This window comes from Vibrio sp. R10-SG-ISO4 (genome assembly GCF_059834135.1).
The window spans coordinates 36974-54287 of sequence record NZ_JCBDHJ010000013.1 but is presented as its reverse complement, the minus strand read 5'-3'; the positions used below and the strand labels follow the sequence as shown (position 1 = coordinate 54287).

Below are 17314 nucleotides of genomic sequence, written 5' to 3'. Positions count from 1 at the left end.
ACGATTTAATAACCCTACATTTGAAGGTATAAGCAGTCCTTCGGAGAGAGCGATGAAACATCACAATGCATTAAAACAAGTCGCTGAAATGGCTAGAATTGCCGACAGCTACGTGAGCGCGTGGGGAGATGAGGCAAAAGTGGAAGAGGCTACCATTCTCCACTTACTAAACTCTTTAGGCTATGACACAACCAACGACGAGACTCTTCTTAAGTCCGCAGAGCGTAAACACAAGAAAGATGTGTTGGACCCTGTGACCGTGGTGCGCGATGGCGACCCATTTGAAGTGGCTTTGAATCTAGGCGCGAGCGCACGTGAAAGTGAGTTCAGTTGGCGTTTGGATACTGAGCAAGGAGAGGTACTTGAAGGCTATCTTCAATCGCAAATCGTGCGAGATGAGCGCAGTGAGGGTGGCCCTTTAGTGTTTGCCTTACCGAACGATTTAGCGTGGGGTTACCATAAACTCACGATCGTACGTAAGCGTCGTAAAGCCCCGTATGAGGCGACCTTAATTGTGACGCCAAGCGCGTGTTACAAGCAAGATTCGATTCTGTCGGGCAAGAAGATGTGGGGCCCGAGTGTTCAACTCTACACACTGCGTACCCAACACAACTGGGGAATGGGTGACTTTGGCGATCTAAAACAGCTGGTGGCCGATATCGCCTCGCGCGGTGGTGATTTTGTGGGTCTTAACCCTATTCACTCCTTGTTCCCAGCCAACCCTGAGGGGGCAAGTCCTTACAGCCCGTCCTCTCGCCGCTGGTTGAACATCCTATACATCGATGTGAGCTCGGTGCCTGAGTTTGCGCTCAGTGTTGAGGCGCAGCAGCAAGTGGGCAGTGCTCAGTTCCAGCAACGCCTGCAAAAAGCGCGCGAGTCTCACTGGGTAAACTACAGCGAAGTCGCGGAGCTCAAACTGAGCGTGTTACCGCTGCTGTTTGCGGAATTTAAAAAGCGCCATCTCGATAAGAACACTGAGCGCGCTCAGCAGTTTTTATCGTTTGTCGAAGAGGGTGGAGACAGCCTACTTCACCAAGCCGCGTTTGATGCCTTGCACAGTGAACTGCACGCTAAAGACAGCAACGTCTGGGGCTGGCCGGTGTTCCCTGAGCAGTACCGCCACTTTGATAACAGTGCGGTGCAAGCCTTCATCAAGCAAAATCAAGACAAAGTCCATTTGTACATGTATCTGCAATGGGTCGCGGACACACAGATTAACGAAGCTCAGGCTCTAGCAGAAGAAAAAGGCATGTCGGTGGGTCTATACCGCGACTTGGCGGTCGGTGTGGCCGATTCAGGTGCAGAAACCTGGGCCGACAATGGCAACCTGATCTTAGATGCCAGCATTGGTGCGCCGCCGGATGTACTAGGGCCGCTTGGTCAAAACTGGGGCTTACCACCGCTCAATCCACAAGTGTTGCAAGCAACGGGGTATGACGCTTACGTTAAGCTTCTGCGCGCCAATATGAAGCATTGTGGCGCTCTGCGTATTGACCACGTGCTTGGGCTGCTGCGCCTGTGGTGGATCCCTAAGGGTGAGAACGCAACGAAAGGGGCGTACATCTACTACCCTGTCCAAGATATGTTGGCGATCCTTGCGCTCGAATCACATCGTCATCAATGTAGTGTGATTGGTGAAGACTTAGGTACGGTGCCAGACGAAATCGTTGAGTTGTTGCGCGATGCGGGCGTGCACTCATACAAAGTGTTCTTCTTCGAAACTTCAGAAGAGGATGGCGGCTTTATCTCACCTAAGCACTACGCTGAGCAGTCAATGTCTGCGTTGTGTACTCATGACATGCCGACGCTTCGTGGTTTCTGGCACTGTGATGACTTGAAACTGGGTAAAGAGTTGGGTTTGTATCCGAACGAAGCGCAGCTACAAGGTCTGTTTGCGGATCGTTTGGAGTGCAAGCAAGGGATTTTAGACTCGGTCGCATGGCACGGTTATCTGCCTGAAGGCGTTGGTCGAGATGCGCAGTACGTACCGATGGATTCTTACCTAGCTGAAGCGTTGCAACTGCATGTCGCTGCGGGTTCTTCGACTCTGCTCAGCGTGCAGTTGGAAGATTGGTTAGAGATGGATAAGCCGGTTAACATCCCAGGAACCGTGAACGAATACCCGAACTGGCGTCGTAAATTATCAATGAATCTCGACGAAGTATTCGCCAATGATGGGGTAAACCGTATCGCTCGTAAACTTACGGAAGTACGTGCTAAGGTGAGTAAGTAAGGACTTGCTTAAGTTACGTAAAAAAGTATCGAATGCGTCACTCTATGTAAGGTAGCAATTCGGTAAACTTTCATTAAGCTATCTAAGCCCGCATTATTCCCGCGGGCTTTGTTTATATTAGTGGTACCCCCAGCTAATAATGGGATGATTGATACCAATGATACTTGCAGTCGGAAGGTTAGGTTAGGGAGAGAATAACTTGAAAAAAGTGACCAAGATTGACAAAAAAACACAAAAATATAACCAACTTTCTCACGCTCAATTTGCAGACCCATTTTCATTTCTAGGGCCTTTTATTGAGGATAAAACGTCAAGTTTGCGCGTTTGGATGCCGGGAGCCGATAAAGTCGAGTTAGTGATTGATGGTGAACCGCGCATTGAGTTGCAGCGAGAAGAAGATTCAGGCTTTGTATTAACCGTGGCTAAAGATTTGCGCTTTACCCACTACCAACTCGTGGTCGATTGGCAGGGGACAGAGCAATGGGTGGATGATCCATACCAATATCACACCATTTATGCAGAATACGAAGAACTGCATACCCCCAAGCAGATGTATCACCACATGGGCGCGCAGTTTGTCACCTTAGAGCGTGACGGCAAGTCCATCTCTGGGACGCGTTTTCTTGTTTATGCACCGCACGCATCTGCGTGCAGTTTGGTCGGTGAGTTCAACCAGTGGGATGGCCGCCGTCATCCTATGCAGCGCTTAGATTACGGTATTTGGGGCTTGTTTGTGCCTAATCTACCTGAAGGCACCAGCTACAAGTTTGAACTCAAAGGGCCAAATGGCGAAGGCTTACCGCACAAAGCCGATCCGTGGGGCGCGTACGCAGAGCAATACCCCTCTTTTGCCTCCGTCACCTACGATCACTCTCGCTATGAGTGGCAAGACAGTGAGTGGCAGCGGCGCCCTGTCACGCAAAAACGCACTGAAGCGCTGTCATTTTATGAGTTGCATGCCGGTTCTTGGCGCCGAGATGACAACGGTGATTTCCTTAATTACCGAGAACTCGCCGATCAGCTAGTCCCTTACCTTGTTGATATGGGCTACACCCACGTTGAATTGATGCCCGTTTCCGAGCACCCATTCTATGGCTCTTGGGGTTATCAACCTGTTGGTCTGTTTGCGCCAACCAGCCGTTTTGGCTCGCCCGATGATTTCAAATATTTTGTTGAGCAGTGTCACCTTGCAGGTCTAGGTGTCGTGCTTGACTGGGTGCCCGCCCATTTCCCTTCTGACGATCATGGTCTGGCGAATTTTGATGGTACGCCTCTTTACCACGATCCAGATCCGCGTCGCGGTTGGCACCAAGATTGGAACTCGTTCATTTACGATTTGGGTCGCGAGCATGTCCGTCGTTTCTTGGTCTCCAACGCCTTGTACTGGTTTGAGCAATTCCATATTGATGGTATCCGCGTTGATGCAGTAGCCTCGATGCTTTACCTCGATTATTCGCGCAGTCACGATCAGTGGATTCCGAACGTCGATGGTGGCAACGAAAACTACGATGCTATCGCGACGCTGAAATGGATGAACGAAGAAGTCTACAAACACTTCCCGAACGCCATGACCATCGCGGAAGAGTCGACGGCGTTTCCGGGCGTCTCAGCACCGACCTTTATGGGTGGACTCGGCTTTGGTTTTAAGTGGAATATGGGTTGGATGCACGATTCGCTCTCTTACATTCAACAAGACCCTGTGCACCGCAAATACCATCACAACACCATTACCTTCCCGTTGATTTACGCGCACAGTGAAAACTACGTGCTGTCGCTGTCTCACGACGAGGTCGTGTACGGCAAAGGTTCAATCCATAACAAAATGCCCGGTGATGAGTGGCAGCAAACCGCAAACCTGCGTGCCTACCTAGGCTACATGTACGGTCAGCCTGGAAAGAAACTCAACTTTATGGGCGCAGAGTTTGGTCAGACCGGTGAGTGGAATCATGATGATCAACTGCAATGGTTCTTGCTCGATTTTGAGCGCCATCAAGGAGTACAAGCTCTCACGCGTGACCTCAACTTGCTTTACAAGCATGAAGCGGCGATGCATGAGTGGGATTGTGAGCCAAAAGGCTTTGAATGGCGCTTGCAAGATGCGGCGGACGCCTCCATTTTGGCGCACGAACGCTTAAGCGAAAACGGCGAGCGAATCTTGGTGGTGACGAACTTTACACCAGTGCCGCATGAGCGATTCCGTTTGGGCGTACCAATCAAGGGTGAGTATGCGTTGTTGCTCAACACCGACGATGATAAGTACCATGGAAGTGGTTTTGAGGTGAAAAGCAAAGTGAAGACAGAGAAGGTCAGCAGCGAAGGGTTGGATCACTCACTTCTTCTAAGTTTGCCGCCGCTTTCGACGGTGTTCTACAAACTGCAGTAACGTCGATAAACGGTGATTCGTTGAATTCACCGCCATTCCTGTTATTGATCTTGCCCGCCTTTGTGGCGGGCTTTTTGCCGTTTATGGGGCGGGATGCGATTCTTGTTTGGCGAGAATCAACTGCGCAACATGACTTGGCAAGGTGGCCTTGGTGTTGTGTTTGAAGTCGAACATGACGCAGGTGGCGCGTCCGGTGGTGGTAATTTTACCCAGTTTTTTGCTCACGATTTGGTATTCCATCGTAAAGCGGTCTTGTTGGAGGTCGATGACGCGCGAGCCTACCAACAGTGTGTCCGGGTAAGTGACGGGCAGTTTATAGCGACACTGTGTCTCACTCAGTACGGGCCCAACCTGGGTTTTTTGGATGTTCACGAGCAAGTCAATCTTGGCAAAATACTCCAATCGCGCTGTTTCAAAGTAGCGAAAATAGACCGCATTGTTGACGTGTTGCAAGGCATCCATCTCTCCCCATGCGACGGGAATTTCAGTGATGACAGGAAAATCGTTCAACAGATCACTCATAGGGTTCTCTTAATTTTTATTGTGGATGGAGTAAATATTCTAGAACTTCAGCGTCGGGTTGTTTTTATTTTGTTATTTATTTGTGATCTTAGATGGTTAAATCATGTTCCAGTTTTACTTCAAAGGTGCGAAAGAGTAAGTTAATGGAATGTTAACCAGAAGAGGTGCGTAGCATGGCGGTACTTGATGGTTTCAACTTAGCGCGATTAGAACGTCGGACTGACTGGACGGCGAACGTATTTAGCTTACGATTAACCGGCGCCCCCCTGACCTTCAAGGCTGGGCAGTTTACTAAATTGGGACTGCTTGATGACGAAGGCAACATGATTTCGCGCGCCTACTCATTGGTGAATGCACCGCTCAATACCAGTGATATGCTGGAGTTCTTAATCGTCGCGCATCCAGAAGGTAAACTGACGCCGAAACTGCAACAGCTGCAAACCGGTGATGGCGTCTACGTGGGCAAAGAGGCCTATGGCGACCTGACGTTTGACATCATACCCAAACAGACTCAAAACCTCTGGCTGCTCTCGACAGGTACCGGCATCGGACCGTTTCTCTCTCTGTTGGATGACATGAATTTTCGCCCCAATTGTGATGAGATTGTGCTGGTTCATGCGGTGCGTCATGAGAAAGAGTTGGTCTATCGCTACTTGATTGATCAATTGGTACAGCAATACGAAGGGCGTCTGCGCTACTTGCCGGTCGTATCAAGAGACCCTGACACCACACACCTTAGCGGCCGAATTCCTCAACTGCTGCAAAGTGGTGCGCTGCTCCGCAGTGCGGATGTTTCTTTGGCGCCCGAACAGAGTTTTGTGATGCTGTGTGGTAATCCTGAAATGATTAAAGATACTCAACAAACGCTGGTGGAGATGGGGCTGAATAAGTATCGACGCGCCACGGGTGGCAACATCATCTTCGAGCGGTATTGGTAGCAACGCAGGTAAGTATAAACAGCAGAATAAGGATAAAGAAAGCCGAGCGGCAGAAAACTGCGCTCGGCTTTCGATGTTTAGGCAGTGTAATACGCGAAGGTTTACTGCGTACGATACTGCTTGAGAATGCTTGCCAGTGATGACGACGCTTTGGTCAGGTTCGCGACGCCCATTGAGCTTTGCTCTGCGACACTACGAATGGTATTCGATTGGGTGCGAATATCACTGAGCTCTGAGGCGATGTCGTTCGCCACGGCGCTTTGCTCTTCTGCTGAGGTCGAGATCTGAATACTCATATCCATGAGAGAGCGGGCTGAGTCGGCGATGGATTGGACATCGCTGCCTAGTTCGGCAATCAAATCGCTGCTAGTTTTAGCTTGGGCAACGGTTTGCTCAGTAATATTGGCGATGTTGTGGCTTTCTGATTGCAGCTTCTCAATCATTGATTGAATTTCAACGGTCGCCGCTTGAGTACGACTGGCGAGTGTCCGAACTTCATCGGCCACTACCGCAAAGCCGCGACCTTGTTCACCGGCACGCGCCGCTTCGATCGCCGCGTTGAGCGCGAGGAGGTTGGTCTGCTCAGAAATGGCATTGATGGTGGTGATCACCTCATTAATCTGTGTGGTGTTCTCATTCAGGCTAGATACAGAAGAAGACGCTTGCTCAATGTAGCTAGAAAGCTTGTCGATCTCTTGAATCGCAGACAAGACACGCTTGTGGCTACCATCAATGTGTTGGGTATCGTTCTCGGTTTGCGACGTCGCCTGCTGAGAAATGTTCGATACCTCTTTCGCTGATGCCGTCATCTCTTCCATCGCGGTTGCCACCGAATCAAGTGAGGCGTACTGGCTTGAAATTTGTGACTCGCTCAATTTCATCTCTTGCTCGAAGGAGGCAGAGGTTTCACTGAGAGTGGTCGCATTTTCTTTCACCGTTACCACGAGTTCAGTCAGGGTATCCATGGCTTTATCCAGCGCGCAGCCAATGGTACCGAATTCATCACGACCAGGGTGGAAGCCTAAGCGCGACGTTAAATCGCCTTCACCGATACGCTCGGTAGTGGTATAGAGCACCCAAAGCGCGCCACCAATAAACGTAGCGACCCAATAGCTGAACACCGCAAACGGGATGACCCAAAGGTAGCTCAATGCGAAACTGGTCAGTGCGGCAGATTTGCCTTGCTCAAGGCTTTGAGTGGCATTGACCGTCAGTTGATAGTGGCTGCCATCCGCGGCTCGCGCGGTGACCTTCACGACACCATTATTGAGGCTAGCAGGCGCCATCGAAGTCGATTTAGACACATTTTTCTGTGCACTAATGCTCTCAGGGGTGCCCGCAGCGAGTATCCCGGCCAATCTTTGCTCTGCGGCGTAGATGGCGTTGTGCTCTAGCGCGTCAATTGTCGCGTAGTAACGTCCACCTGCAATCGCAGTTAAGGCAACAAGAAAAATGGCGAAAATCGTCCACATCTTGTCGTTGATAGACATTTTGATGAAGAGCCTATCAATGGTTCTAAAATCAACTTCTTTCATTCGTGACTTCCTATTCTTGTTCGTCGCACGGTTTGCTCTGCTACTACCTAGCCACCCGGTGGTGAGTGGGTTACCACTGCATCGGCAAATCCATGTAAATAATAAGCAATGAACGTATATTTATGTGAGTATCATCGCGTATTTTTGAAAAATGTTTAGTGAACTTTTCGTTTATTGAGACTTGGATCCCTATTTATCACTGCAAGCAATTCATCACTGCGAGTGTTGGTCGATTGCGAACGATAGACGTCGTATATCTGGCTCTAAACTTGCTTTATCTGTGCTTATGCCGATAGGTCTTCGGCATCAGGATAAAAACACACGATTGAAGTGAGTAGGAACGTCAATGAAAATAATGATAGGTCAGTTGGAGCACGAATCGGTTATCACCTTGCTTGCCCAACATCTTGAGGATATGAACGCGACATCGCCGCCAGACAGCGTTCACGCATTGGATGTGAGCCGCTTGCGGTCGCCAGAAGTGACCTTTTGGACGGCTTGGCACGGAGACGTTTTACTCGGCTGTGCAGCATTGAAACAGCTTGATGACACACACGGTGAGCTGAAATCGATGCGCACGAGCGATCAAGCTCGCAAACAGGGCGTCGCGTCTCGTTTATTGGTGCACGTACTGGATTACTCGCGTGACATTGGGTTGCATCGCGTCAGTTTAGAGACTGGATCCATGGCGTTCTTTGAGCCCGCTCGCCGCTTATATGAGAAGTTTGGTTTTCACTATTGCGAACCGTTTGCTGAGTATACCCCCGATCCGAATAGCCGCTTTATGACTTTAACCCTATGATGTTATGTCTATGGGATAGGTGTCATGGCAACTTATGTCCCGCCGTCATTTGGCGGCGAGATCTTGATCTAAGGTCCTTTTTTTCAGCAAGGAGAGGGGTGAAAAATGAGTCACCAACATGGTGCCGCTTAGCACTAAACCAGTGCCGAGTAGGGTAGACCAGCCGACTGGCTCATCGAGAATCAACGCGCCCCACAAAATCCCGAATACCGGAATAAGAAAAGTAACCGAGAGGGCAGAGGTCGCACCCTCGTCGGCAACCAGGCGAAAGTAGAGTAGGTACGCCGCCCCAGTACAGACGACGCCTAACGCTACCACCGACACCATCTCAACTTCCGTCGGTGCCCCGCGCATCGGGATGAAAGGCAGCAAAGGTAGTATCCAGATCACCGCAGCCCACATGTTGCCATGTGCATTGTCGAAGGAGGCGACGTTTGGCGCCGATTTGGTGTAGTTGGTGGCGATCCCATAGCTGAACGCTGCCAATATTGCGGCCATAACGGGTAGACGCGCTTGTGTACCAATCTGAATTGTGTCAACGCCGACCAACACGGTTACGCCTAAGATGCCAAGTGCCATGCCTAGAACCACACGTTTGGTCAGCGGTGCTTTATGCCAGACCACACCAATAAGCGCGCCCCAAATGACAGCGGTTGAGTTGAGAACAGAAAGCGTCGATGCATTGAGCGTTTGTGCTGAATAGGCAAACAGTAGAAACGGTAACGCGGTATTAAACAGGCCAATGATCATAAAGTGATGAAAGTATTGGCGAAAGGGCAGAGAACGCTTGAGAGAATAAGAGACCAACAATAAGCTCAGCGCCGCAAAGCCGACGCGGCATTCAATCAAATAGGCGGGGCCAAACGTATTGGCCGCAATGCGCATAAAAAGAAATGAGCCACCCCAAATAGCAGCAAGCATCATTAGACGGATAAAACTGGCATAACTCATTGTCGATTCCTTCCATTGGTCAACTCAATGTGACGCAAGTGACTGAATAAGGCAATGAAATAGTGAATGCAGGTTCCGATTCTGGCCAATTCTATCGACACGGGAAGAAATACTATTAGGTGACGCGCTGCGGTTGCTATATGCTCAGAGCGTGATCGCAGTATGACAAAGAGACTCCCCACTATGAACCTCATCGTAAACATTCAAAAAGGCGTGAAAAAGCAAGGCTTTGAGATGGCCACTCGCCAAGCATGGAAATGTGGCGTGAAAGCAAACTTGGTTAAGCGAGTGATTGGTATTGCGAAGGGGCAGGTGGTGTGTGTGATTGAGGGCGTAAGACCGGAACTTTCGACGCCGTTAAACAATCCACTGCATGAAGAAGAAAAACAAGGCCGCTACGTGTTTGTCGGCGGCATAGTATGGGAACCCAATGATCTGTTGGCACCAGGCTTTCCAGAGTTTATGTTCATGCATCTTAGAAACAGCGGTAGTCGACATAAATACATGACAGACGATGAGCTATTTCTCAATATTGCCTAGCGATGTCTACACGTCGCTTTTAATGACGGACAGAGCAAAAAATTCAGGGGCCAATTGGCCCCTGAATCGTTATTGACGGTTAGTGATCGAGATAGAGGTAGTTTTGCCAACTCTTCATGCGAATCAAAACCTTCCGCATAATAGACACGTGCTCAAATCGATCTGAGTAGACCGCAACTTCGACAGCGGTACCCAGTGGCAGATGGTAATCCGATAAATCATCGGTAATACGCAGGGTGACAAACACACGGCCGCTGGTGCGCAGTGCATCTGTCCCTAGTAGGGCGCCACGCGCTTGGAACTGGCTTTCACCAATCGCTGGTAGCACATCCACCACTTCCCCTTTAAACACTTTGCCCGGTAAGGCGCGGAAGAGAAACTCGGCTTCGTATCCAGGCTCTAAACGTTGCAACGAGTTCTGGCGAAATGCCGCGGTGTAGATGATCTCTTCGGTATGGACAAACGTCATCACGGGCGCCAGCGGAAGCGGCACAGCCATGACCCCTGGGCGCAGAGCCAATTGAGTGGCAAAACCATCAGTTGGCGCACGCACGACCGTTTGCTCTAAGTTAAATTCGGCTTGGCGAAGTTCGGCCAACAAGCGCGCGACTGTGGTGTTCTCACCACCGATCTCTGAATCGAGCGAGATTTGAGCTTGCTGAACGTTTGCTTCGGCGGCAGCGACAGCGGCTTGTGCGGCTTTAAACGCTTGGCGACGGGTATCGAGTTGTTGCTCGGTGAACGCGCCTCTGTCAAACCCACGTTGATAACGGCTAAACTCGCGCTCCGCTTTATCTCGATCAGCAATGGCTCGTTCTCTGTCTGCCACGGCTTCTTGTAGATTTGATTCAAGACCCAATGCGTCTTGGCTCGCTTCTTTGATCTGCGCTTTGATCTTGTCGACTTCCGCTTGGTAAGGGATGGGATCAATGCGGAACAGGACATCCCCTTGTTTCAATGGCTCGTTTGGCTCTACTGGAACGTCAATGACTCGACCGCGTACACCGGAAACAATCGGCGTGCTAGAGAAAACTTGGTTACCAATTTGGGTAAACGGGTGGTTGTAGTTCATCAACAAGATCAAGGTGCCAATCAGTACTACGCCGCCTAATACCGCTGTCGGTACGGTCCACTTGTTCAACGGAATCTTGAAGACTTTGAAGATGGTAATACAAATAGCCGCGTAGGTTAATATCAGTAAGAGATCCATTAGCTACGCTCCTCATCCGTTGATGCGACTGGGTCAGATTGTTGTTTTTTCAGCTCAGCCACTTCTTTTTGCAGTTGAGTGACTTGGTCGATCAGCGCATCGACGCGGTGGTGCATATCATGCTGTTCGGCTTCCAATTTCTGAAAACCCCAACCACGTTCTTTGCGCCACAGCGTGGCCCAAATCCATAGAAATGGCCACAACGCATGGAGTGTGAATAGGCTCACCCAACCCGCGTAGTGAATCGCATCTTGATGGGGATGTTCGCGCTCTTTGGCGATTTCGTAGGGAATGTCATGAATGACGATGATGCCGTAGAAAATCACTAAGGCAACAAAGACGAGTAGACCAAGTGCGAAGTAGTCTAAAAACATGGCAACGTCCTTATCTCTTTATTAATGAAAACAATCCATACAGGGTACTGTCAGTTATCTACAAAGTATAGAAATAAAAACAACAAATTAGATGCAAACTCGCTCACGATTATTAACATCAGAATATTCAGACAAAAAGAGCAGAGCAAGAGGATGGACTGCGCGAACAAGGCCGTGGTAGTGCCGCTATTCGCGCTGAAGAGAGTTATTCGGTGCAGACTTGGTTTCGGCCGTTGGCTTTAGCGCGGTAGAGCGCTTTATCAGCTCGGTAGAAGGTACGCTGCGTGTTTTCCCCTTCTCGGTGCAAAGTAATGCCGATACTGACGGTGAGGCCACGCTCTCCGAGGATTTCATGCCAGCCAAACTGGTAGATTTTTTCGCGGTAATTTTCGGCATGCAGGGCAGCTTGTTCAAGGGAAGCGTTTTCCAGAATCACCAAAAACTCCTCGCCACCAAATCGCACACAGGAGGCGCCACGAAACTTAAAGTAGGCCGCCAGTTCGTGAGACACATTGACGATCGCTTTGTCACCGACTAGGTGACTGAGCTCATCATTGATGGACTTAAAGTGATCGATATCGACGACTAACAGGGCAAAGGGGGTTTCGTGTAATAGCAGATCTTTCAGCTTAACGTCGAGCCAGCGACGGTTATGCAAGGAGGTGAGCGGATCGGTAAACACGTCTTGCTGAAGCTGAGCCACAGTGTGTTTTTGGCTCTCAGTGGTCTCTTTGAGCTCTCGATTCTCAAGCTCAGAGAGGATCAGTTTGAGCTGCAATTCAAAGCGTGACAATTTGCGCAGCTGACTCGCGCCCAACTCACCAATAGGGATTTTTTTCATCAAATCGCTTTCGATGCGATACGCGCGTTTTTGAAATTCGAGGGCGCGTTTAAAGTCGCCTTGCTGCTCGGAGACATGAGCCATCGAGTTGGATAGCTTAAGGTTTAATAACGGTGAGGGTTGACGCTCGATACGGCGATGCGCTTGGTGCAGTACCCAACTGGCCAAGTGGCCTTTGCCAAAGTCATTGAGGCAACAAGCAAGCTCGATTTTGATCATGGTAGAGAGCCAGGCGGAGTGAATGTTGCCCGCTGAGTATTGTACGTTGCCCAGTGATTTAAGCGCCAATTCTGCTTCGTCGCTTTGTCTATATAGCTTAGCTTGATAGAGCAAAATCTGCCCCGCTAACACTTTGTCGCTGACCAAGATACTGAGCTCTTCACACTCTTTGATCAAATCGGTGGCCGCGGTGAGACGGTTAAGCTCGATATAGCAAGCCAGCATATAGAGCTTATAGCGCAATCGTAGCGAGCGACTTTGGATTGCATGGTCAATACTGTCGATTTTTTGGTAGTAGCGCAGCGCGCGATTGTGATCGCCATAGGCATCACACAGATTGCCCATCCCCAATACCGCGAGTACATACGCATCAATGTTACTGCTCTCTACTGCGATCGTTGTGGCACTGGCGTATTGGTTTAACGCGCCATAGTAATCGCCGTTTTCCACCAAACGCTCAGCCAAATTATTGCGCACTTCGAGCACCATCTCGGCATCTTTGGGCAGAGCGAGAAACTTCAGCGAGGTTTGCAGCTCATCAATACTCGCCTGCAATTGCTTGAGCTCGCTGCGGTATTCGGCGCTAATGAATAAGGCCTGGGCTTTTTCTTGGGGTGTGGTGGCGATATGTCGGCGAACGTGGTCCCAAAAAATCAGCGCTTCTTCGCCAGAGACGGAGGAGGGATCAAGGCCAGAATCTGAAATTTTATTGAGGAGTCTTTCCATGCTGTTTTCCTCCTACACGTTTTCTTCGAGCTGTTCTAGTGTGAACGGGAAGGAGAGAATGTCGCTGAACACAACTTTTGGCAGCGATTGGCTCAATCCGCGTCGATGCCAAGGGTACATTTCTATCATTTTGGTGAGAACCTGAAAAACGCTGATGGCGTCACTGCCTTTTTCGGCAATCAATAAGCCAAGGCGTTGACTGCTCAAGCGAGACAACAAATCGCGGTTATTACACAGTGAATGGGCGATTTCGGCGCACACATCCAAATAGAGCGGATCGTCGTGCTGGATCATAATCACCGCGTGATTGGCGTGCTTCAACTCGGTCTTAAACAGCACCAATTGTTCCCACCAAAACGTCTCAGACACCATTTGTGTGAGGTGTTTTTCTGGGTCGTACTCGTGTTGACGTCTGATGCGGTTGATCAGTTTGCGCGCTCGTTGCTCTAGCTGACGCTTTGATGCGCGTGCTTTATCGTTTGATACGCGTGCGGTTTGCTCGCGCAGCATGTTAATGGAGTGGTCACGGTATTTTTTGAATGATGCGAGTGCCGCTTGATATTGACCGCTCTCTTCTGCGACGCGCGACTGCTGGAAACAGATTTGTGATAACAGCTCGCCATTATCAAACGACTTGGCGGACTGCTCAGCTTGAATCAGTAACTCTGTCGCTTTTTGTGGATTTTTTCGTAGTAGTTCGAGTCTCGCTCGGCTAATGTAGGAGTGAGACTTCATCCACACCAAATCGTGTTTCACCGCAAGATCGTGGGCTTTTCGCGTGGCTTCTTCTGCGTCTTCAATACGCTCAAGCCCCAGCAGCGCAAGTCCGCGGAAATCCCAAATCTCTGCCAGCCAGGTTTTGTCTTCGTGATCATAGAGTAAGTCTGATGCGCCATCCAAAACAGAAAGCATTTCAACGTAGTTGTTGAGTAGGTAGAGATCCCAAGCGAGCAAAATACGCGATTTGCCCTCAAGCCAAGCGATGCGATTATGGTTGGCCACCATGACCGCTAATTCGTGAGTACTTTGGGCAAGGCCGTACTCTTGGGTAATGCGCCAAATGTTGCCCAACCCAATCAAAGATTCGATTTGATACTCAATTTCATCCACCAGTGCGGACTGCTCAAGGCAGTTAATCCAGTATTGTTGAGCAGAGTAGTATTTGGCTTGGCCCCAATATTGGAGCGCATAGACGTGCAGAATTTCAGGAAGCAGGTCATCGGTATCGAGGGCGTTGTGTTTAGTGTGCGCCTCTTTGATGTAGCGAAGTCCTTTGCGGTAGTCCATCGATGCCCACGCGCATCGCGCCATTACGATGAGGCTTTTCACCTCGGCGGGTGGGTAGAGGATTTGGGCGGCGCGCGCTAAGCACTGCTCAGCGGAAGCGAAGACTTTGTCCGGATCGGATTCAATCTTACTTTTTAGCTGTTCAAGCTCAGTGTCGAGTAGGCGTTGGCTTTTTTCCAATGAGTCAATCCCTTACCGCTAAGTAAACCTATCAAACTTTAGTACTAAACCCCAGTATAATATGAACATTGACGGGTTTACGACTATCAAAAGCATCAAACATTCCACCTTTTACAGGGATGCGTCACACTTCTATTTATTATGAAAGCAGCTCACGCAGTGTCAAAGGGGATTGAGTCAATTCAAGCCGTTGCGCTGCGGTCATGCCTTGTTTGTCTTGGTAGCACAAATTATGCCACGCTCTAAAAATATCCAACATAGGCAGCAGACCACCCGGTCTGAGTTTGCGACGCGGCTCATTGATAAAACCGCTAAAGAGCGTTTGAAAACGAGACTGGAAAAACGCCGTTTGACGAATGGAAGCCCTGCGCAGCCAGTAGTTAGGTCGATTATCTTGTCCTGCGAGATAGCAAATGCCCTTGGCGTATTGACCATCGGAAGTAATCGCCCAGCGATCGCGCCACCAACCCATGTGCACGATGTCGATTTTGTCCAAACTGTGGTTCAGAGACCACTGTGGATCTTCTTCCACATACATAAGGTCGATATTTTGACGCTGAATTCTAGGTAGGCATATGCTAAGTGCTGCAGATCGAAGCACTGGGTCTTGCGGTAGATAGATGGAAACTTGGCGGTCGCCCTGACACAAATCCAGCACATGTAAGAAATGGGCGTACGAGGTGTACGGTGCTCTGATTAATGCCCCTTTAGAGGGGTAATGGAAGACGGTGAGGTTGCCCATGGGGTCTTCCACATTGCCTCGCGCCAAAATGGTTTGGTACTGCTGGTCGATGCGCTCGCGAAGATCGCTCGGTGGCGTTGGCACGGGCAGGTTGGCCTCAGAGCAGTGATCGCGTGAGACAAAACGCGCAGGCGTTTGGTACGGGTCATGATCGATACCACCAACGGGTTCTTCATTGGCCGAGTAGTTGACGTGTTGGCACAAAATGTAGCCGCTGTGGGCTTCACCCGTGGCAAACCACAATACGCCGTTATTACTTTTCGGTTGCAGGGTGACGTAGTGAGATGCGAGTTCGTAGTGTTTAGCGTGGTTGACCCAACGAGCGTCAATCATGGCAAGCTTGCGTCGGCAGCGGCTGGCGATATGGTCAACATGGTCATAAAAGGTTTTGGGGTTGATGGAAAGCTTGCGGCAGATTTCACGCACGGAATAACCCGTAAACAGTAATCCAAGCAGGTTTTCTTGAAATTGACGTTTTTTGTTCGCCCCTGACCACTTATCGACAAAGGTCGATTGGCACGCTTTGCAACGATAGCGTTGCCTATCACCACTGTAGCCAAACGCGTGGTAGAGGTGTTTATGTGTGTGGACCGAAAGGCCCATGTTGGGACAATCAGGTTGGCGACAAGCGGGCAGCCCATCGCTGTGTAGCTGGCGTAAACGTTGCAGTTCAGTCAGCACATCTTGATTGTTAAGTAAGGGGGGGAAAGCACCGCACTCCCGACATACCATCGCAGGTCGTTTAGGGTTAGCGTGCTGCACAACGTAACGATGCGCATCACTCAATCCAAAGTTGTCACACGCCAATGTTTTACAAAAATTGAGCTGTAACCCATCTGCTTCCTTTGGCAGTTTGCCAGTTGTCACTCTCTCCCCCTCGGGACTATCTGAGCAGCCAAGCGGTCACTTGGCTGCAATATCGTTACAGGTTGATGGCGGTTTCTAGCGCCACTTTCATCATGTCATTGAACGATTTTTGACGCTCTTCTGAGCTCAGCTTTTCACCACGGATGATGTGATCAGAGACAGTCAGAATGGTGAGCGCTTTTGCACCAAGGTCAGCGGCAACGCCGTAGATGCCTGCAGCTTCCATATCCACACCAAGGATGCCGAGTTTTTCCATCTTCTCGAAGATGTCTGCTTCTGGTGTGTAGAAGAGATCCGCTGAGAATACGTTACCGACTTTGACTGGCACGTTTTGCGCGCGAGCTTGAGCAACGGCGGTTTCAAGAAGACCGAAGTCCGCAATGGCCGCGAAATCGTGATCGTTAAAACGGATTCGGTTGACTTTTGAGTCTGTGGAGGCGCCCATACCAATCACGACGTCCATCAATTTTACGTCGTCACGTACCGCGCCACAGCTACCGACACGAATCACGTTCTTCACACCGAACTCGGCAATCAACTCATGAACGTAGATACAGCAAGATGGGATGCCCATGCCGTGACCCATCACCGACACTTTTTTGCCTTTGTAGGTGCCTGTGTAGCCAAACATGTTGCGAACGTCACAAACTTGTTTGACGTCATCAAGGAATGTCTCTGCGATGTATTTAGCGCGTAGCGGATCGCCTGGCATCAATACGGTTTCTGCAAAGTCGCCTGGCTGAGCATTAATGTGTGGGGTTGCCATAGTCATTACTCCAAATGAGTCAGTAATCGCTGAGCTGATTACCAATTATGTTGAACTTCAATTCTGTGTTGAGGCAATACTAGCCTTGTCAGCCATTGTTCCTTGAGAGGTTGCTCACAAAATAGGGTGTGCTATGACAATTTCGAGGTATTGATAACCAAATGTGTTGAAAGTGATTTGGCAATCGATTTGCAAAAA

Annotated in this window: 14 protein-coding genes; 5 read left to right on the top strand and 9 right to left on the bottom strand. The window is 49.8% G+C overall.

Going from position 1 to position 17314, the window contains the following annotated elements:
• Nucleotides 1-52: 52 nt before the first annotated feature.
• The gene (malQ, locus tag AC6R03_RS06710) at nucleotides 53-2233 is read left to right on the top strand and encodes a 4-alpha-glucanotransferase (protein WP_500630249.1); all 2181 of its coding nucleotides are present in this window, start codon (nucleotides 53-55) and stop codon (nucleotides 2231-2233) included.
• Between the two features lie 208 nt (nucleotides 2234-2441).
• The gene (glgB, locus tag AC6R03_RS06705) at nucleotides 2442-4616 is read left to right on the top strand and encodes a 1,4-alpha-glucan branching protein GlgB (RefSeq protein ID WP_500653655.1); all 2175 of its coding nucleotides are present in this window, start codon (nucleotides 2442-2444) and stop codon (nucleotides 4614-4616) included.
• Between the two features lie 81 nt (nucleotides 4617-4697).
• On the opposite strand, the gene AC6R03_RS06700 is transcribed toward glgB, so the two are convergent.
• Nucleotides 4698-5138 carry an acyl-CoA thioesterase gene (locus AC6R03_RS06700; RefSeq protein ID WP_500630247.1) on the bottom strand — a complete coding sequence of 147 codons (441 nt, stop codon included), beginning with the start codon at nucleotides 5136-5138 and terminating at the stop codon, nucleotides 4698-4700.
• A gap of 173 nt (nucleotides 5139-5311) precedes the next feature.
• Here AC6R03_RS06700 and AC6R03_RS06695 point away from each other — a divergent pair, with 173 nt between their 5' ends.
• Entirely contained in the window at nucleotides 5312-6076 is a 765-nt protein-coding gene (locus AC6R03_RS06695; protein WP_500630246.1) for a ferredoxin--NADP reductase, read from the top strand.
• 101 nt (nucleotides 6077-6177) lie between these two features.
• Here the strand turns inward: AC6R03_RS06695 and AC6R03_RS06690 are convergent, their stop codons facing one another.
• Complete coding sequence (locus AC6R03_RS06690) at nucleotides 6178-7611, bottom strand: methyl-accepting chemotaxis protein (RefSeq protein ID WP_500630245.1); 1434 nt, start codon at nucleotides 7609-7611, stop codon at nucleotides 6178-6180.
• Nucleotides 7612-7957: 346 nt separating this feature from the next.
• Here AC6R03_RS06690 and AC6R03_RS06685 point away from each other — a divergent pair, with 346 nt between their 5' ends.
• Nucleotides 7958-8413 (top strand): GNAT family N-acetyltransferase, encoded by a 456-nt coding sequence (locus AC6R03_RS06685; RefSeq protein WP_500626218.1) that lies wholly within the window; start codon nucleotides 7958-7960, stop codon nucleotides 8411-8413.
• 45 nt (nucleotides 8414-8458) lie between these two features.
• On the opposite strand, the gene AC6R03_RS06680 is transcribed toward AC6R03_RS06685, so the two are convergent.
• Nucleotides 8459-9364 (bottom strand): DMT family transporter, encoded by a 906-nt coding sequence (locus AC6R03_RS06680; RefSeq protein WP_500630244.1) that lies wholly within the window; start codon nucleotides 9362-9364, stop codon nucleotides 8459-8461.
• 183 nt (nucleotides 9365-9547) lie between these two features.
• Here AC6R03_RS06680 and AC6R03_RS06675 point away from each other — a divergent pair, with 183 nt between their 5' ends.
• Nucleotides 9548-9904 carry an acyl-CoA synthetase gene (locus AC6R03_RS06675; protein ID WP_334552893.1) on the top strand — a complete coding sequence of 119 codons (357 nt, stop codon included), beginning with the start codon at nucleotides 9548-9550 and terminating at the stop codon, nucleotides 9902-9904.
• 79 nt (nucleotides 9905-9983) lie between these two features.
• Here AC6R03_RS06675 and AC6R03_RS06670 read toward each other — a convergent pair whose 3' ends face one another.
• The 6 genes from AC6R03_RS06670 to deoD all read right to left on the bottom strand — a co-directional run bounded on the left by AC6R03_RS06670 (nucleotide 9984) and on the right by deoD (nucleotide 17116).
• Nucleotides 9984-11114, bottom strand: a complete 1131-nt coding sequence (locus AC6R03_RS06670; protein WP_334552891.1) for an HlyD family secretion protein — start codon at nucleotides 11112-11114, stop codon at nucleotides 9984-9986.
• Nucleotides 11114-11488 (bottom strand): DUF3302 domain-containing protein, encoded by a 375-nt coding sequence (locus tag AC6R03_RS06665; protein ID WP_500628891.1) that lies wholly within the window; start codon nucleotides 11486-11488, stop codon nucleotides 11114-11116. The genes AC6R03_RS06670 and AC6R03_RS06665 overlap by 1 nt, the downstream gene beginning before the upstream one ends.
• Before the next feature lie 205 nt (nucleotides 11489-11693).
• A complete protein-coding gene (locus AC6R03_RS06660) occupies nucleotides 11694-13274 on the bottom strand; it encodes a diguanylate cyclase (protein WP_500630243.1) in 1581 nt (526 codons plus the stop codon).
• Between the two features lie 12 nt (nucleotides 13275-13286).
• Nucleotides 13287-14741, bottom strand: a complete 1455-nt coding sequence (locus AC6R03_RS06655) for a hypothetical protein (RefSeq protein ID WP_500626215.1) — start codon at nucleotides 14739-14741, stop codon at nucleotides 13287-13289.
• Nucleotides 14742-14880: 139 nt separating this feature from the next.
• Nucleotides 14881-16350, bottom strand: a complete 1470-nt coding sequence (locus AC6R03_RS06650) for a transposase (RefSeq protein ID WP_500630242.1) — start codon at nucleotides 16348-16350, stop codon at nucleotides 14881-14883.
• A 55-nt stretch (nucleotides 16351-16405) separates the two neighbouring features.
• Nucleotides 16406-17116 (bottom strand): purine-nucleoside phosphorylase, encoded by a 711-nt coding sequence (gene deoD, locus AC6R03_RS06645; protein WP_334552881.1) that lies wholly within the window; start codon nucleotides 17114-17116, stop codon nucleotides 16406-16408.
• Nucleotides 17117-17314 lie beyond the last annotated feature (198 nt).